The organism is Polycyclovorans algicola TG408 (assembly GCF_000711245.1).
GTDB lineage: Bacteria > Pseudomonadota > Gammaproteobacteria > Nevskiales > Nevskiaceae > Polycyclovorans > Polycyclovorans algicola.
The window spans coordinates 3,073,911-3,090,012 of sequence record NZ_JOMH01000001.1 but is presented as its reverse complement, the minus strand read 5'-3'; the positions used below and the strand labels follow the sequence as shown (position 1 = coordinate 3,090,012).

17 protein-coding genes and 1 riboswitch are annotated in these 16,102 nt (G+C 65.6%); of the genes, 5 read left to right on the top strand and 12 right to left on the bottom strand.

All coding sequences use genetic code 11. From position 1 onward, the window contains the following. Window positions 1-4 precede the first annotated feature (4 nt). Window positions 5-79: riboswitch (SAM riboswitch) on the top strand. A 45-nt stretch (window positions 80-124) separates the two neighbouring features. Further along, complete coding sequence (locus tag U741_RS0114790; protein WP_029891221.1) at window positions 125-1,318, top strand: O-succinylhomoserine sulfhydrylase; 1,194 nt, start codon at window positions 125-127, stop codon at window positions 1,316-1,318. Window positions 1,319-1,382: 64 nt separating this feature from the next. Continuing rightward, window positions 1,383-2,156 carry a ferritin-like domain-containing protein gene (locus U741_RS0114785; RefSeq protein WP_052378872.1) on the top strand — a complete coding sequence of 258 codons (774 nt, stop codon included), beginning with the start codon at window positions 1,383-1,385 and terminating at the stop codon, window positions 2,154-2,156. Here the strand turns inward: U741_RS0114785 and U741_RS0114780 are convergent. From U741_RS0114780 to hemP, 4 genes are all read right to left on the bottom strand, one after another. Further along, complete coding sequence (locus U741_RS0114780; RefSeq protein WP_029891219.1) at window positions 2,116-3,726, bottom strand: cation:proton antiporter domain-containing protein; 1,611 nt, start codon at window positions 3,724-3,726, stop codon at window positions 2,116-2,118. The genes U741_RS0114785 and U741_RS0114780 overlap by 41 nt on opposite strands. A 71-nt stretch (window positions 3,727-3,797) precedes the next feature. Then, on the bottom strand, window positions 3,798-4,379 hold the full coding sequence (locus U741_RS0114775) for a hypothetical protein (protein ID WP_029891218.1): 582 nt from the start codon (window positions 4,377-4,379) through the stop codon (window positions 3,798-3,800). 17 nt (window positions 4,380-4,396) lie between these two features. Continuing rightward, window positions 4,397-5,212, bottom strand: a complete 816-nt coding sequence (locus tag U741_RS0114770) for a ferredoxin--NADP reductase (RefSeq protein WP_052378871.1) — start codon at window positions 5,210-5,212, stop codon at window positions 4,397-4,399. 154 nt (window positions 5,213-5,366) lie between these two features. Then, window positions 5,367-5,567, bottom strand: coding sequence for a hemin uptake protein HemP (hemP, locus tag U741_RS0114765; protein WP_029891216.1), 201 nt, complete (start codon window positions 5,565-5,567; stop codon window positions 5,367-5,369). A gap of 134 nt (window positions 5,568-5,701) precedes the next feature. Here hemP and U741_RS0114760 point away from each other — a divergent pair, with 134 nt between their 5' ends. Continuing rightward, window positions 5,702-6,073, top strand: coding sequence for a PaaI family thioesterase (locus U741_RS0114760; RefSeq protein WP_029891215.1), 372 nt, complete (start codon window positions 5,702-5,704; stop codon window positions 6,071-6,073). Window positions 6,074-6,205: 132 nt separating this feature from the next. Further along, a complete protein-coding gene (locus tag U741_RS18000; RefSeq protein WP_052378870.1) occupies window positions 6,206-6,691 on the top strand; it encodes a peptidase associated/transthyretin-like domain-containing protein in 486 nt (161 codons plus the stop codon). A gap of 4 nt (window positions 6,692-6,695) precedes the next feature. Here U741_RS18000 and U741_RS0114750 read toward each other — a convergent pair whose 3' ends face one another. The 5 genes from U741_RS0114750 to U741_RS17985 form a co-directional block, all read right to left on the bottom strand. Further along, window positions 6,696-7,760: a calcium/sodium antiporter gene (locus U741_RS0114750; RefSeq protein ID WP_029891213.1), complete on the bottom strand. Its 1,065-nt coding sequence runs from the start codon at window positions 7,758-7,760 to the stop codon at window positions 6,696-6,698. A gap of 125 nt (window positions 7,761-7,885) precedes the next feature. Next, window positions 7,886-8,233: a hypothetical protein gene (locus tag U741_RS0114745; RefSeq protein WP_029891212.1), complete on the bottom strand. Its 348-nt coding sequence runs from the start codon at window positions 8,231-8,233 to the stop codon at window positions 7,886-7,888. Next, a complete protein-coding gene (locus U741_RS18675; RefSeq protein WP_029891211.1) occupies window positions 8,230-8,958 on the bottom strand; it encodes a hypothetical protein in 729 nt (242 codons plus the stop codon). Before U741_RS18675 ends, U741_RS0114745 begins: the two co-directional genes overlap by 4 nt. Then, window positions 8,955-10,040, bottom strand: a complete 1,086-nt coding sequence (locus U741_RS0114735) for a PepSY-associated TM helix domain-containing protein (RefSeq protein ID WP_029891210.1) — start codon at window positions 10,038-10,040, stop codon at window positions 8,955-8,957. The genes U741_RS18675 and U741_RS0114735 overlap by 4 nt, the downstream gene beginning before the upstream one ends. Before the next feature lie 3 nt (window positions 10,041-10,043). Next, window positions 10,044-12,194, bottom strand: a complete 2,151-nt coding sequence (locus U741_RS17985; protein WP_043110294.1) for a TonB-dependent siderophore receptor — start codon at window positions 12,192-12,194, stop codon at window positions 10,044-10,046. A 321-nt stretch (window positions 12,195-12,515) separates the two neighbouring features. Here U741_RS17985 and U741_RS0114725 point away from each other — a divergent pair, with 321 nt between their 5' ends. Then, a complete protein-coding gene (locus U741_RS0114725) occupies window positions 12,516-13,238 on the top strand; it encodes a TorF family putative porin (protein ID WP_268844382.1) in 723 nt (240 codons plus the stop codon). Between the two features lie 54 nt (window positions 13,239-13,292). Here the strand turns inward: U741_RS0114725 and U741_RS0114720 are convergent, their stop codons facing one another. Genes U741_RS0114720 through U741_RS0114710 form a run of 3 tightly spaced genes read right to left on the bottom strand, consistent with a single transcriptional unit; the run spans window position 13,293 to window position 15,954 of the window. Next, on the bottom strand, window positions 13,293-14,075 hold the full coding sequence (locus tag U741_RS0114720; protein WP_029891208.1) for an ABC transporter ATP-binding protein: 783 nt from the start codon (window positions 14,073-14,075) through the stop codon (window positions 13,293-13,295). Further along, window positions 14,072-15,043 (bottom strand): FecCD family ABC transporter permease, encoded by a 972-nt coding sequence (locus U741_RS0114715; RefSeq protein WP_029891207.1) that lies wholly within the window; start codon window positions 15,041-15,043, stop codon window positions 14,072-14,074. The genes U741_RS0114720 and U741_RS0114715 overlap by 4 nt, the downstream gene beginning before the upstream one ends. Then, on the bottom strand, window positions 15,040-15,954 hold the full coding sequence (locus tag U741_RS0114710) for a cobalamin-binding protein (RefSeq protein WP_029891206.1): 915 nt from the start codon (window positions 15,952-15,954) through the stop codon (window positions 15,040-15,042). Before U741_RS0114710 ends, U741_RS0114715 begins: the two co-directional genes overlap by 4 nt. Window positions 15,955-16,102: the final 148 nt, after the last annotated feature.

Genomic DNA, 16,102 nt, shown 5'->3' with positions numbered 1-16,102 from the left:
GTAAGGTCTCGCTCGCGCCGATTTGAGCCAGCTTGCGGGCGCGTTATAAATGCCGCTAAACGTGCGCCAAGCCCGTTTGAGCACATCGCTGCTGGCGGGCTTTTTTGTTGTGGAGTGTTGTGAGATGACCCTACCGATTGACCCTGACTGGTCCACCGCGACGCTGGGCGTTCGCGCCGCAGCGCCCGAGACGCTGAGCCGTGATCACTCACTGCCGATTGCGCTGACCTCGAGCTTCACCTTCGAATCGGCGGCGCAGGCGGCTGCGTCGTTTGCCGATCCGGACCCTGATGCGTTCATTTATTCGCGCTTTACCAACCCCACGGTGCAGGCGTTCGAGCAGCGACTGGCGGCGATGGAGGGCGGCGAATCCTGCATCGCCACCGCCAGCGGCATGGCGGCGATCTTCACCCTGTGTCTGGCGGTGATGAAAACCGGCGATCACCTGCTGACGTCGCGGGGGTTGTTCGGCTCGACCACTCAGGTGTTTAACAACTGGCTGTCGCGGGTGGGCATTTCAGTGACCTACGTCGACATGGCCGATCTGCAGGCCTGGGATGCCGGCTTTCGCGACAACACGCGGCTGGTGTTTGTCGAAACCCCATCGAACCCGCTGATGCAGCTGGTGGACATCGCCGGCCTGTCAGCCTTGTGCAAGACGCGCGGCGTGCCGCTGGCGGTGGACAACTGCTTTTTGACGCCCATCCTGCAAAAGCCGCTGGCGCTGGGCGCCGACTTTGTCATCCACTCGGCCACCAAGTACCTCGACGGCCAGGGTCGCTGTGTGGGCGGCGCCATCGTCGGTGACGCGCAGCGCGTCGGCAAAGACATCTTCGGCTTCATGCGCAATTGCGGTCCGTGTATGAGCCCCTTCAATGCCTGGGTGTTTTTCAAGGGGCTGGAAACGCTCAAGGTGCGGATGGACGCCCACGCCCGTCACGCCAACGAGGTGGCCCTGTGGCTGGCGCAGCACCCCAAGGTCGACACCGTGCATTTTCCGGGTCTGCCGCAGCATCCGCAGTACGCCCTGGCGCAGGCACAGCAACGCACAGGCGGCGGCATCGTCAGCTTTGAGGTCAAGGGGGGGCGCGACACGGCGTGGCGCTTCATCGATGCCACGCGGCTGTGCTCGATCACCGCCAATCTGGGTGACGCACGCACCACGGTCACGCATCCGGCATCGACCACGCACGGGCGCATTTCGGCCGAGGCACGCGCTGCTGCGGGCATTACCGAAGGGCTGGTGCGCATCGCCGTGGGGCTGGAAGACCCGGTTGACCTGATCGCTGATCTGGATCGGGCGCTTGGCGGCGCATGAGGGTTTGCAAGAAGACCGACGCCGTTCTTCGGCCGGGCCTCGGCCAGACACGGCTGCGCACGGGATGAACGCCGTCTGGGCCGCGCTGGTGGCCCGCGACCCTGACGACAAATGCGCCCGTGTCGCCGCCCTGCGCTGTCCCGAGGCGGGCTTCGACCGCGACGGTTGGACGGGTCGCTGGGCACAGGTGCCGGGCCGCCCCGACCTGCCGCGCCTGGTGGCGCCGCGCGAGGTGCCGCATCGCGGCCTTGGCAGCGTCGAGGGCCGCGCCGCGTTGATTCATGCGGTGGCGCACATCGAGTTCAATGCCATCAACCTGGCGTTGGACGCGGTCTGCCGCTTCGGCAATCTGCCGCCCGCGTTTGACCACGACTGGTTGGCCGTGGCGCAGGACGAAGCCCGGCACTTCGGCTGGCTGACCGCGCGGCTGGCGCAATTGGGCCATGCATACGGCGACTTTCCGGCGCACAACGGCCTGTGGGAAGCGGCCGAGAAAACTGCCCACGATCCACTGGTGCGCATGGCTTGCGTGCCGCGCGTGCTGGAGGCGCGCGGGTTGGACGTGACGCCCGGCATGATCGCCAAACTCGAACAGGCGGGTGACCTTCAAACCGTGGCCATCCTTCACGACATCCTGCGCGAAGAGGTGGCGCACGTGGCGGTGGGCACGCGCTGGTATCGCTGGCTGTGTGCGCAACGCGGGGTCGATGCCGACGCGCTGTTTCCCGCGCTGTTGGCGGAGTACGACATGCATCTGAAAGCGCCATTCAACTGGGTGGCGCGCAAGGCGGCTGGCTTCAACCCGGCCGAGATGGCCCACTGGAAGATGCCGGCTTGAGCGCGAGCAGGTCGGCGACGGCATCGTCCGCAAATGCCGAGCCGGCTTCCTCGTAGATGTGAAACACCGCATTGGCGCCGAGTGCCCGCAGGGGCTCGATTTCGTCCTGATACTGGACGATGGCGGCGATGCGCCCGCTGAAATTCCGATGCTTTAGGCGGGTCAGCGCGTACAGGTTGCCGGAGTGCTGGGGCATGGCCAGCAGAATGAGCTGAACCCGGTCGGCGATGACCAGCTTGTCCCAGAAGTCCGAGTCCACCGCGTCGCCCTCGATGACCCGATGGCCGGCCTTTTTGTGCAGCGCCAGCTTGGCCGGGCTGTTGTCGATGCCGAGCACGCGATAGCCATGCTTCTCGCTGAGCCGCTGATAGGCGCCGCTGCCGATGCGCCCCATGCCCAGCACTACGGCATCGACGCCTTCCAGCGTGATCGGCTGATCGGCGGCCATCAATTCGGCAGACTCGAATCGCTTGAGGCGGTCGCGCAGTGTCGTGTACAGCCATTCACTGGCACTGTTGAGGGCGCTGGCGGCGACGAAGCTGGTGGCCAGTGCCAGCGAAATCACCACCAGCCAGTCCTCGGGCAGCCACCCGGCCGAGATGGCGATGGCGGCCACGATCAGGCCAAATTCTGAATAATTGGTCAGCGACAGGGTGGCCAACAGGCCTGTGCGGGTGCGCAACTTGAAGCGCATCAGGATGAAAAAATACAGCGCCGACTTCAGCGGCAACACCGCCACCAGCAGCAGCGCCATGATCACCATCGACACATCCGGCATCGCGCCGAGGCCGATGTTGAGAAAGAAGCCCACCAGGAACAGTTCTTTCAGGTGAAAGAGTGACTTGGCCAGCCCTGCGGTGGAGGCATGCGAGGCGAGCAACATGCCGATGATCAGGGCGCCCAGATCACCCTTGAGGCCGACCGCCTCGAAGAAGCTGTAGCCCACCACCAGCGACAGAAAGGTGCCGTACAGCACTTGCAGCTCGCCGTGGCCGACGCGGGTCAGCAGCATGCGCATCACCCTTGCCGCCGGCCACAGCAGAATCAGGCTCAGCGCCCACGGGCTGGGGGGTTCGCCGCTCGATGCGGCGAGAAAAACCACTGCGAAAAGGTCCTGCATGATGAGGATGCCAATCGCCACCACGCCGTAGAGCGAGGTCAGCTCACTCCGGTCTTCCAGCACTTTGATCGCGAACACCGTGCTCGAAAAGCTCAGGGCGAAGCCGAGCACCAGCAATCCGGTGGCGTCGAGGTCGGTCATCATCGCCATGCCGGCGAACTTGGCAGCGGCCAGTACCGCCATCAGCGCCATCGTCGAGGCGACCATGTTCAGGGAGGCGGCACCCCATATTTCGGCGCGCAACAGGCTGCGAATGTCGAGCTTGAGGCCAATGGTGAACAGCAGCAGGGTGACGCCCAGATCGGCAATCAACTGCAGCGCCGGGCCGCTCTCCAGCCCCAAGCCGTTGAGCATGAAGCCGGCGGCGAGAAAGCCGATCAGTGGGGGCAAACCCACCCAGCGGGCGGCAAACCCGGCGGCGAAGGCCAGGGCAATCATCAAGGGTTCCATCGTGTCCCCGGCCGAATCTCAAGCGCCCGAGTATCGCAGGGGCGCCCTGCTCACGTGCACGCGGCGGGCCGTTAACCGCCGGGTGTGGTGGTGGGTTCGGGGCGTAACGTCACCGTCTCGGCGCGGGCGCCCAGGGTGGCAATCTCAGCACGTAACCCGCCGCGGTCAACGTCGGGCTGGTCTTGCAGGGACAGCATCATCGCCGGCCGCACGATCAGGTCTTTCATCGGCTCGCAATTGGGGGTGCGCGGCGAGGTGGGGAGGATGCCCTGGTCGAGGTAGTCGCGGCGGATGTCGGAGGGCGACAGGCTGTCCCAGATCAAGGCAATTTCGAGCGTCGCCGCCAGATATGACTCGCAGTGCGGGTAAAGATCCAGGTAGTCCGGCAACAACTTCAGCGACTGGTCGAGCAGGTCGCTCGTCGTCTCCCGCAAGGCGTCGACGGGTGCGTCGCCATCGATCTCGGCGAGCAGCGTGCGGGTGCCTTCGACATAGCGCGCCAGTCGGTCGGCAGCGCCCGGCGGTAATGGCACCGGGGTGGCCGTTGGCGCGGTCGGCGCCGGTGTTGGCGGTGCGGCGATGATCGGCACGTCACACCCACCCAGCAGCAGTGTCGCGGTGATCAGCAGGGCGGCAGGCAAGGTGCGCAGCATGGGGGTCTCCTCGAGGTTCAGTGCTCGACGAAGGCCCGCTCGAACACGTAATCCCCGGGTGTGCCAATGCGCGGCGAAGGCGCAAAACCGCGCTGGTCGAGCACGGCACGCAGGTCGGCGAGCACCGTGGGGCTGCCACAGATCATCGCACGGTCGTGCTCGGGATCAAGCGCCGGCAGGCCCAGGTCGGTGCACATCTGGCCGCTGTCGAGCAGGTGCGTGAGGCGGCCCTGATGCTTGAAGGGCTCACGGGTCACAGCCGGGTAGTAGTGCAGTTTCTCGGCGATGCTCGGACCCAGCCATTCGTGACGGGCAAGCTGGTGGGTCAGCGCGTCCTGGTAAGCCAGATCCGACAGGTGGCGCACGCCGTGGGCGACCACCACATGCTCGAAGCGCTCGTAGGTGGCCGGGTCGCGAATCACCGACAACCACGGCGCGAGGCCCGTACCGGTGCCCAGCAGGAACAGCGTGCGGCCGGGGTGCAAGTCATCAATCAGCAGCGTGCCGGTCGGCTTGCGGCCCACCAGCACATCGTCGCCCACCGACAGATGCTGCAGACGCGAGGTCAGCGGGCCGTCCTGCACCTTGATGCTGAAGAAATTCAGCTCGTCTTCCCATGCGGCCGAGGCGATCGAATAGGCGCGCATCAGCGGGCGATCGTCGACCAAGAGCCCCAGCATCACGAATTGGCCGCTGGCAAACCGGAACTCTTCGCTGCGGGTGGTGGTGAAGCTGAAGTAGGCGTCGGTCCAGTGATGGACCTCGGTGACGCGCTCGACGTTGAAATTGCCGACGCGGCGCGGCGCGGCGTCAATCAGGTTTTCTGGGTTCATGGCGGTATTTTCGCAAGATTCGGTTGGGACTGTTGAGATCGACCGGCGCAAAAAGAAACCCCGGGCAATCCCCGGGGCGAGTTCCGCACGGTTGGATGACGCGCAAGCGCGTTTGGAGACCGGTACGGGAGGAGAGTCATGGCTCCGCGGCGGCTTACTTGTGCAGCAGTAACTTGCCCTGGCGCGTCAGCCGCAGCCGGTAGCACTGGTCACCGTGATCGATCAGAACTTCCGACTGCCCGTCGCGGAACAGACTTTCTGAGCGTAGACGCGGGCGCGGATCGTTGCTGGCTGCGGGTCGGGGGCGGGCGGTCGCGGAGTTGAGTTGCGGGGCTGCGTCGGCAAAAGGCGTCATGGTCAGGCTCCGGAGAAGAGGTGGGCAAGACCGCATTATACGCAAATAGGAATGATTAACAAATAAGAAGCGATGCAAGGCAGCAGGGTCGATTAGGCTGCGCGCCTGCATTTGTTCCAATCAGGATGACTTACATGGATGTCGCTGGAACTATCAACTTTCGCATCGTCGAGCAGCACGATGACCAGGTGGTGGGCGAGATGCCCCTGGACACCGGCTTGCTCAACCCATTTGGGACGGTGCACGCGGGCGCCATTCTCTGGTTTGCCGACGTTTGCGCCACGGCACTGGCCTTTGGCAATCGCGACATGACCGAAGGCATCTCGGGGTTTCCCTTGGCCGTCTCACTCAATGCCAACCTGCTGGGCAATCAGAAGAGCGGCACCTTTCGCGCCACCGCGCGATTCGTGAAGAAAGGTCGGCGGCTGACCGTGGTGCGCACGTCGGTGACCGGCGCCGACGGCCGGATCATCGCCGAGGTGACCACCACGCACGTGCCGGCCTGAGCCCGTGAAGCGGGCACCCGTGACGAGGCCGCGTTAAGGTTGTTGGGGGTCTCGGGCGACAAGCTCGGGACCTTGCCGGCCGCGCGACGACACGCCGCCGCGCCCGGACGACATCCGAACCGGAGGAATGGCATGGACAACGACCCCCGTTTTCGCCGTCGCTGCGGCACCCTGATTGCCTTGCTTGGCAGCGGCATCCTGATGATCACCGCCCTGGCACACGCCGGGGCGCCCCCTGAGCAGCAGACCGAGTCGGGCGTGACCTACCGCGCAGGGGGTCTGGGCGCCCGTGAAGCCGACGAGATGCGCCGGCTCAGCGATGACTATCCCCTGGCGCTCACCTTCACTGAACGCGCCGAAGACGGCCGTGACATGTTTTCGGCCAACGTCGCGGTCCGCATTCTTGATGCGTCGGACGAGGTGATTTTCGAAACCAAAGCCCCCGGCCCGTTGATGCTGGTCGACCTTGAAGAGGGCCATTATACCGTCGAGGCGACGTTGCGCGGCGCCGTCGAGACCCGCGAGGTCACCCTCGAAGCCGGCCAAACGCAACGCCTGACACTGGCCTGGGCTTACCAGGCGCCCGACATCGCGCCCGCTGATCCGACGCGGCCGTGAGGGCTCAGCCGTCTGCGCGGCGGCGCGCCTGTCTCAGGGTCACCATCAGGGTCAGCAGCGTCAGCGGCAGCACGAAATAGAGCATCGCGGTCTTCACCACCGGCAACACGCTGCTGTTGGTGGCGGCGAGCACGAGGTAAGCCGTGTAGGCCAGGTAATAGCCAAACAGGAGCGCGCCTTCGCCGCGACTGATCTCGCCGCCGGTGAAGAAGATCGGCAGGCAGGCAAAGGCCACGGCCATCATCACCGGCAGGTCAAAGGTGATCACCGCCGGTGTCACCGCCATGCCGGCCGGCGCCACGACGCTGGCAATGCCGAGCACGCCCATCAGGTTGAACAGGTTGCTGCCCACCACGTTGCCGACTGCGATGTCGCGCTCGCCACGCAGCGCGGCGATGATCGAGGTCACCACCTCGGGCAGCGAGGTGCCGGCCGCCACGATGGTCAGGCCGACCACCAATTCGCTCACGCCCAGATGGCGGGCGAAGGTCACGGCGCCATCGACCAGCCATTTCGAGCCGACTACCAGCAGCACAAGGCCCACGGCCACCAGCCCCAGATTGACCACCCAGGTCTTGGCGGTGGCCTTCGGTGCAGGGGTCTCACCCGGTGCGGCGGCGGCCGTTTCGCGGCGGCTGTGGACGATCAGCAGCCCGATGTAGGCGGCGAGCATTGCGCACAGCGCCAGCCCCTCGACCCGGCTTAGCGTGCCATTGAAGGCAAACAGCCACACCAGCACCGACACCGCGATCATCAGCGGCACGTCGCGGCGAATCAGCGCGTGGCTGACGGTCAGCGGCACGATCAGTGCGGCGGCGCCGAGAATGAACAGCACGTTGAAAATGTTGCTGCCGACCACGTTGCCCAGCGCGATGCTGGCCTGGTCATTGAGCGCGGCGTTGATGCTCACCGCCAGTTCCGGCGAACTGGTGCCAAAAGCCACCACCGTGAGGCCCACGACCAGAGATGAGATGCCAAACATCGCCGCCAGCCGCGAGGCGCCGCGAACCAGCGCCTCAGCGCCGATGATCAACAGCACCAAGCCCAGAACAAACAGAACGATGACCATGGCGACGGGTTGACCTCATAGAGAGACGGCGCGCCAAAGTTTGACGCAGGTCGACAGTTTGGGGCCGTCCTGCCGCGACGGAAGGGCTCACTCAAGAATTATTTTTTGGCGCGGCGACCTGCGGCTCAGCCGCCGAGACATGCCGCAATCAGCAGACCGATCCCGACAATGGCGGCAAGCCGGCAACCCACCCACGTTGGCCGGGGCCAGGCCCGGGCCATCGGCACGTAGACCGGGCCGGTGATTGACAACGCCGCCAGCGGCAACACCAGTGCCAATGCCCACCCTGCGTGCTGGCTCAGGGCGGCCATCGACAGCAACAGACTGAGCCACACGGCGAGATGAATCTGTTTTCGCCGCCGGGCCGGTAGCGCTGCAGCCCGCGGCCCACCGCGTGAGTGTCCAAGGTGCAGCAGGGCGCACTGCGCCGGGGCCAGCAACGCGATGCCCAGTGGGCATGCCGATTCGATCATCGTGCAGCCCCGTGCTTCAGACGCAGGCCCATGGAGGCCACCGACAGGGCGAGGGCGGTCAGACAAATTGTCAGGCTGGCGCTGCCGGGGCTGAACTGACCGACGGCGATCAGCAGGGCGATGGCGACACCGAGCAGTGCCAGCCGTGGTGCCCAGTAGGCCGCCGAAAGCGCGGGCACCACCACCAGTCCGCAGACCAGTAGCAGCACTGCGCCCCGCCCACGCAAGTCGGCATCACCACCGAGCCACGCCAGGGCGAAGCTACTGACCAGGCTGGTCATGGCCGAGCCCCAGCCAAGCAGTAGCCATGCAGGCCGCGCGGGTCGGGGGCGCGGCGCGGTCGTTGCCTTCCGGCGCCCGGGGCGCTGTTTGCGAACCTGAGCCCGCTGCAGCAGCACAAACATTCCGAGCATGACGGCGGCCAAGGTCAGCAAGGCGAGGCGCATCAGTAGCCCACCCTGTTCCACCCCCAACCCGGCCAGCGTCAACAGTCCTGCCGCCGTCAGCCCGCAGGTCAACTGCCACGCCCGCCGCGCCTCGCGCGGCAGCGCCACCAGCGTGCCCAGCAACAGCCACCCGACCAAGAAGGCCCAGCGACCACCACCGACGTCGGGTGACAGCAGGGGCAGCGCAGTGCCCAGCGCGAGGCTCAGCACCGACACCGCCAGCAGTGACAACCACGCGCCGGCATGCAGGCCGAGCAGGCCGCGTTCCAGCCGGGTCATGAGGGATCACTGCCTTTGCCTTGGCGCTCAATCCACAGCCAGGTGCCGGTGATCGACAATAGCGCCGGGGTGAGCCCGAGAAAGAAGTACAGCCATTTCAGTGTCAGGCCCCCAAAGTCGCCGAAGTGCAGCGGCTCCATCCAGCCGTTGACGCGCGCCCAGAAGTCGGCGTCGCGCGGGTCACGGCGTCGCACCTCGTCGCCGTCGGCCGCCCTAAGCGTGACGTCGCCAAACAGGCCACCCCCCGTGCTGGCGGGCCCCGAGAACTGGGTGCTTGCCGCGGGCGTGCCCCAGTCCACCAGCCGCAGCGACTGCAGCTTCACCGATGGCAGCGCGGTCTGCGCCCGGTCGAACAACGTGTCCAGTGACAGCGGGTCATCTCCGGCGGCGGCCGCTTCAAGGGCGGCGGGGGTGAAGCTCGGCGGCGGCCGGTCGGCGAGGTGCCGCGCGGCGGTCATCACCACCGGCGCCAGCCCCAGCCATGCACCAGTCACGGCAATGAGGATGTGAAACAGCAGTGCCCAGACGCCGATCAGCTTGTGCGCGTCCGACAGCATCAGCCGCAGGCTACTGGTCCAGCGCTGGGTGAACAGGTCCTTGAGAATTTTCTGGTGGATCAGCACACCGGTGACAATCGACACCAGCATCACCACGCCCATGAAGCCGACGATCCAGCGCGGGCCGAACAGCAAAAACACATGCAGGCTGCGGATGAACTGGCCCAGCTCGCTTTCGACCGGTCCCAGCAGTTCGCCGGTTTGCGGGTGCAGCGCCAGCTTGACGCGGGTGCCATCCGGTTCGGAGATGAAGCTGGTGAATGTCGGCAAAGCATCGGTGGGCAGGTTGACGCTGTCGATACGCGCGTCCGGCCTTGCGGCCTGCAAGGTCGCCACCACGGTGTCCAGTGACGCCAGCGGCGGTGCGGCCGAGTAGGCCTGCAGGCCGGGGTTGGCCCACAGGTCCAACTCATGCTTGAACACCACCACCGCGCCGGAAAAGCAGATCACGAACAACAGCAGGCCGGTGACGATACCGGTCCAGGCATGGACGGCGTACAGCGCCTTGGTGGTGGCCTGCTTCAAGACTCAGAACTGCGCGCTGAGGCTGGCGTAGAGCGTCCGGCTCTGACCGGGATTGATTCGCAGGCTGCCGCCGCTGGACGGGAAGTAGTCCTCGTCCAGCGCGTTCTTCAGGTTCAGTTGCGCGCGAATGGGCGCCCAGTCGGTGTTGAACACGTAGGCGGCGAACAGGTCCACCACGGTGTACTGCGGGACATTGAAAAACTCCGGCCCGCCGGGCGATGCGCCAGGGTTGGCGCCGCCGTCGCGGTCATCGACATACTGCCCTGAGGCGCCCAACGACAGCCCGCCCAGCGGCCCGGCGCCAACGCGGTAGGCGGTGGTCAGGCCGAAGGTGTGACGGGCGACGTTGGTGAGGGGGCGGCTCTCGCCGTCGTCGCTGTCCTGGTAGGCGTAGGCGGTCTGAACGCTCAGGCCATCGACCGGCTCGCCGGCTAGGTCGATCTCGAAACCTTCAACCTCGGCCGAGTCGATCAGGTTGGGCACCATGTCCTGCACTTCCAACACGTTGGATTTTTCGGCCTTGAACACGGCGGTGGTGAGGCTCACGCCGGCCACGTCGAACTTGACGCCGGCCTCTTGGCTCTTGCCCTGTTCCGCGTCGAACGAGGTGGGCGAGCCGGGCACGAAATTGTCGGGCGTGAAGACGTTGGGCGAAAAGCTCTCGGAGTAGCTGACGTAAACCGACACCCACGGCTGCGGCTGATACACCAAGCCGGCGCGCGGCAGCACGGTGCTGTCGTCACTGACCGTGGCGGCGTCGACGGTGGCGGTGCGCTGCGCGCTCTCGTACTGCTCGTAACGTCCACCCAGCAGCACGGTCCAGCGCGGGCCGATGCTGATCACGTCCTGCAGATAGACCCCCAGCGTGGTGTTGTCGCCGCGGAACGGGCCAGTCGCAAGCTCTGTGAACACGTTGGGGTCCAGGGCACCGTAGACCGGCGCGTCGATGACCAAGGCTTCTTCGGCTGACTCGTCCGGGCCGACGAGGAATCCGGCGCGGCCGTTATCGCCGTGTTCTTGGTCGACGCCGACCAGAATCTGGTGGTCCAGCCCCGCGGTGGTCAGGCTCTGCAACAGGCTGGCTGACAGGTAGCGGTTCTGCTCATAGCGGCCGAAGGTGCCGTCAACGCGGCGTCGCAACACGTCCTGGCCGGCAGCGTTCTGGGTGACGAAGCGCGGCCGGGCCTGAAGGTCGTCGCTCTCGCTGTCCTGATAGACCGCACTGAAGCGCAGCGTCGTGGTCGGGCGCAGTGCGTACTCGGCCTGCAATTCACCGATGTGCAGGGTCTGGGTGAGTTTCTCGAAGGCTTCGCCGAGTCGCCGGGTTTGCGGAATGTCGGCAATACGGTCGCCGACCACCACCGTGCCGCGGTCAAACGGGCCATCGTTGTCGATAAATTCGTAGGCGACCGTCAGACTCAGCTTGTCACCGCGCCACGACAGTGACGGCGCGATGAAGGTGTTGTCGTACGCGCCAAAGTTGCGCCAGTAGTCCGAGCTGTCCTGGTCGGCGACCAGCCGCCACGCCAGCTCGCCACCCGCGAACGTGCCCATCGGCGCGCCTGCATCAAGGCTGTACCGATTGCCGCCACGATTCGAAAACTGGTAGCTCAAGGTGGCGAAGTGATCTTCGAACAGGGGCCGCTTGGTGATCACGTTGATCAGCCCGCCCGGCTCGACATCGCCGTAAAGCAGCGACGACGGACCCTTGAGAATTTCGATGCGCTCGGTCGACGGCGTCAGGCTGCGCGAGGCCAGCGTGCGCGTGCCGTTGCGAAAGTAGCTGCTGGGCTGAAAGCCGCGAACGGTGACGCCGTCCCCGGTGTTGCCAAAGGTATTGGTCTGGTTGATGCCGCTGATCGAGCGCAGCGCGTCATCGAGAAAAATCGGCTGAAAATCGGCCAGCGTGGCGCCGGTGACAATCTGCACCGCCTGGGGCGTTTTCATCAGATCCATTGGCATCTTGCCGGCACTGGTGCTCTGGTTGCTGCCGTACGCCGAGTTTCGATTGCCGGTGACGGTCACCGTGTCGATCAGCCCGGGCACTGCGGCGTCGTTCTTGTCGACAGATTCTGCGGTGACGGCGCCTTGCGCGAACGCCTGAATCGACAGCAGGCAAAGGCTGCTGCCCAGCAGTCGTGAGTAGTGATGCATCGGTCATGTCCCTTGATGTGGCCGACCGATTCCGGACGGTGGCCTGTGGGGTGGCTGACCGGACCACGCGTGTCGCAAAGCGTGGCGGGTTTGGCTGAATGGCCATGCGGCGGCATGGCTCGGAATCCCAGAGTTGCGAATGATAACGATTATTATTCGTAGTGCAAGTCATCCGGGGGCAGCATCTGCGCAGACGGATCAGGGCATCGCCTTAAACGCTGTGCCTTGCCGGTCGCTTCCTGCTTGATCTATGGTCAGGCCGCTCGCTCGCGCAGTCGCGCGACAAGGGCAATAACGACATAAATCAACAGGAGAAACCCAGTGACTTCACTGACGCGATTGGGCGGGTGCGCCGCCCTGTGTGCCGGCCTCATGTCCGCCCCCGCTGCCACGGCCGGCAGCACCACCGGTTATGTCAGCGCCTTGAGCGAATACGTTTATCGCGGCATCGTTGCCGAGGGCGGTGCGGCGCTGCATGCACTGGTCCACCACCACGCCGACAACGGCCTGTTTGGCGGGTTGTTCGCCGCCAACGCCAACCAGTTTGGCGGCAGCGAATTTGATGTCTATGCCGGTTACGCCCACACCTTCAATGAGCACGTGGTTCTTGAAGGTGGCGCGCTGTATTACTTTCTGACCGAAGCCAAGGAAGACCTGACGCTCAATCCCGGACGACGCAATCTGGACACCCTCGAGGCCTATCTGGCTCTGCATGCCGGCCCGGTGCAGTTGGATTTTTATTACTCGCCAGACTATTTCGCCACTCGCAGCGAGGCCTACTATTACAGCGCCACCGTGTCACACGACGTCGGCGAACTGTTCAGCGTCGCCCTGCAGGCGGGCTACACCGAAGGCAACGGCGCGATTGCGCTCTACGGTGACCGGTATGTCGATTACAGCCTCACGGCCAGCCGTGTCATCGACGAGGGCCTGACCCTGTCGCTGGCCTTCATTGGCACCGACCTTGAAGGCGGCCCGCTGTTTCCCGGCACCCGCGATGACCCCAAGGCGGTGGTGTCGCTGCAAAAGGATTTTGCGTTCTGACGGCAGCATGCCCAGCGCTGCTGGCTGAGCGGCAACGGGTCGGAAGCCTCTCAGTCAGCGGCGCTGGCCCGATCGTGGCAGGAAGACCGGCAGTCCATCGACCGTGCCGCTGGCCAGTGGATGACCGTAGAGACTCTCCAGCGCGGGCAGCGTGAGCATGTTGGCGGCGGGCCCCCAGCAGGCTTCGCCGCCGGGAAACAGCAGCAGAATATGGCTGCAGTAGCGCGCGGCGAGGTTGAGATCATGCATCGCCATGACGGCCGCATGCCCGCGCGCCGTTTCGTTGACGATCAGTTCGAGCAGGGCAATCTGGTGATGTAAATCGAGATGGTTGGTCGGCTCGTCTAAGAGGAACACGTCGGGCGCCTGCGTCAGCAGGGTGGCGAAGGCCAGGCGCTGGCGCTCGCCGCCCGACAGGGTCTGCACCGAGCGGTCACGCAGGTCCTGCAGGTCGACGCGCGCCAGCGCCGCAGTGGCGAGCGCGTAATCGTCTGCGCCTTCCATGGCCCAGGCCCGCAGGTGCGGGTGGCGACCCATCAGCGCGGTTTCGATGACGGTGGCCGGGAAGCCATCATGGTGCTGTTGAAACACCACGCCAACGCGCCGGGCGATGGCAGCGCGGGGCAGGACGCCCAGTGCGTCGCCCTTCAGCCGGACCTCACCGCCACGCGCGCTGCGCAAGCCCGCCAGTGTCATCAGCAGCGTGGTTTTGCCGGCGCCGTTGGGTCCGAGCACGCCCCAGCGTTCACCGGCCTGCACCGGGAATGCCAGCGCGCGACCGTCGGGTCGGCCGGGAATGTTGATGACCAGATCGTGCAGGCTCAGCGCGGCGCTCATGCGCGGCTCCGCTGTAGTAAAAACAGGAACGCCGGCACGCCGAGCAGCGCGGTGATCACCCCTACCGGAAGTTGTTCGGGCGCGATCAGGGTGCGAGCCAGCGTGTCGGCCAGAACCAGCAGAACCCCGCCCACCAGCGCCGAAGCCGGCAACAGCACGCGCTGGTCGTTGCCGATGACCAGGCGCAGCATGTGCGGCACGATCAGCCCGACAAAGCCGATGCTGCCGGCAACCGTCACGGCGGTGGCGGCCAGCAGCGCAGCGGCCAGGTGCAACAGCCACTCGCTGCGGCGCACCGACACGCCCAGAGCAGCGGCCTGCTGCGGACCCAGCGCCAAAATGTTGAGCGTACGGCCGAACGGCACGGCCACCAGCACCACCAACAGCAAAATGCTCAGCGGCGGCCATGGATTGCGGGCGTGGGCCATGTCGCCCATCAGCCAGAACAGCATGCCCGGCAGCTCGGTGCTGGGACTGACCGCCAGCATGAAACTCACCACCGCACCCCAACCTGCGGCGACCACAACGCCGGTCAGCAGCAACCGCACCGGCGACCAACTGCCCGTGCCGTGGGCAATGCCAAACACCACGAAAGTGGAAGCCAGCGCGCCGGCGAACGCCGCGCCGGCGACCAGCATTACGCCCGCGCCTGCCAACATGGCGCTGAGGGCGCCCACCGACGCGCCGCCCGACAAACCGAGCACATACGGGTCGGCCAGCGGGTTACGCAGCAGAATCTGCATCAGCGCCCCGGCCACGGCCAACAGCCCGCCGACAGCGAACGCCGACAGCGCGCGCGGCAGTCGCAGGTCAAACAGCAGCGTCTTGTGCAGCGCCGCCCCGTCGCCGCGCAGCACCGCCCAGAGCTCGGTTGGGGCAATGGTGACGCTGCCGATGGCGACGCCCACCACCAGCGCCAACAACGCCACAGGGAGCAGCACGGCCAGCACGACCCAAGGCCGACTCACTGCGACGTGGACCGCTGCTGCCGCGTCTGCGCCAGGGCGTCGCAGAGCATCGAAGCGCCTTCCAGAAAGCGCGGGGTGTGACGTTGCAGCAACGAAGGCGGGATGAAGCGCAGTTGTTCGTCACCGACGGCGCGCAACTCGGGCCATCGCTTCCAGGCATTGAGCCAGTCGTGGTTGGCCTCGCCCATGCCGCCGGCGATGATCACGTCCGGGTCCAGCGCGAGCACGTTTTCGACACTGATGCGCGGGATCAGCGTGTCCATGTCGCCGAAGATGTTGACGCCGCCGCACAGACGAATCGCCTTGGCGATCAGGTGCCGGTCGCTGACTGTCATCAGCGGTTGGTCCCAGACCTGATAGAACACGGTCACCGGCTCGGCGTCGGCATGGCGCGCCCCAAGCGTCGCAATGCGCGCGCGAAAGCCTTCCGCCAGCGCCTTGGCCTCGTCATCACGACCAGTGAGGTGGCCGATGCGCTCAAAAGTGCTGGCCAGTTGTTCAAAGGTATGACTGTCGGAGTAATAGACCGTCATGCCCATCGCCTCGAGTCGCTCGGCCTGCTTGCGGTTGCCGGTGCTGACCCACGAGAGGATCAGGTCCGGCTTGAGGGCGATGATCTTTTCCATGTCCAGCGACCCGTGGTTGCCGATGCGCGGCACCGCCTCCGCCGCGTTGGGATAGTCGCTGTAACTCACGGTGCCGACCAGTTGGGCGCCGGCGCCGATGGCGAACAGGTTCTCGGTGATGTGCGGCGCCAGTGCAACGATGCGCTGGGCAGGCGCGGCCAGGCTGACCTTGCGGTCACGGTCGTCGGTGACGGTGCGGGTGGTATCGGCCGCAATGGCGGGCGTGAGCAGCAGGCAGGTCGTCAGCGTGACGAGCAGGCGGGCGTGTCGGAAAGCGCGGGTCATGGGCGTTATTGTGAATGTTGCGGCGTCCTCACGAGGCTAGGGAACCTCTGCAAAACGACTGCGCTCGTCATTTCGTGTCCCCGCGGTGCTCGAAATGCTCATGTATTTCGCCGCCTCTAAGCCGTCCGCCATTCCGCTTCCCGGATTT

Bases quoted from the DNA above. Each gene is read 5' to 3' on its own strand.
- U741_RS0114790 (WP_029891221.1), top strand. From the start codon at position 125: ATGACCCTACCGATTGACCCTGACTGGTCCACCGCGACGCTGGGCGTT.
- U741_RS0114785 (WP_052378872.1), top strand. From the start codon at position 1,383: ATGAACGCCGTCTGGGCCGCGCTGGTGGCCCGCGACCCTGACGACAAA.
- U741_RS0114780 (WP_029891219.1), bottom strand. From the start codon at position 3,726: ATGGAACCCTTGATGATTGCCCTGGCCTTCGCCGCCGGGTTTGCCGCC.
- U741_RS0114775 (WP_029891218.1), bottom strand. From the start codon at position 4,379: ATGCTGCGCACCTTGCCTGCCGCCCTGCTGATCACCGCGACACTGCTG.
- U741_RS0114770 (WP_052378871.1), bottom strand. From the start codon at position 5,212: ATGAACCCAGAAAACCTGATTGACGCCGCGCCGCGCCGCGTCGGCAAT.
- hemP (WP_029891216.1), bottom strand. From the start codon at position 5,567: ATGACGCCTTTTGCCGACGCAGCCCCGCAACTCAACTCCGCGACCGCC.
- U741_RS0114760 (WP_029891215.1), top strand. From the start codon at position 5,702: ATGGATGTCGCTGGAACTATCAACTTTCGCATCGTCGAGCAGCACGAT.
- U741_RS18000 (WP_052378870.1), top strand. From the start codon at position 6,206: ATGGACAACGACCCCCGTTTTCGCCGTCGCTGCGGCACCCTGATTGCC.
- U741_RS0114750 (WP_029891213.1), bottom strand. From the start codon at position 7,760: ATGGTCATCGTTCTGTTTGTTCTGGGCTTGGTGCTGTTGATCATCGGC.
- U741_RS0114745 (WP_029891212.1), bottom strand. From the start codon at position 8,233: ATGATCGAATCGGCATGCCCACTGGGCATCGCGTTGCTGGCCCCGGCG.
- U741_RS18675 (WP_029891211.1), bottom strand. From the start codon at position 8,958: ATGACCCGGCTGGAACGCGGCCTGCTCGGCCTGCATGCCGGCGCGTGG.
- U741_RS17985 (WP_043110294.1), bottom strand. From the start codon at position 12,194: ATGCATCACTACTCACGACTGCTGGGCAGCAGCCTTTGCCTGCTGTCG.
- U741_RS0114720 (WP_029891208.1), bottom strand. From the start codon at position 14,075: ATGAGCGCCGCGCTGAGCCTGCACGATCTGGTCATCAACATTCCCGGC.
- U741_RS0114710 (WP_029891206.1), bottom strand. From the start codon at position 15,954: ATGACCCGCGCTTTCCGACACGCCCGCCTGCTCGTCACGCTGACGACC.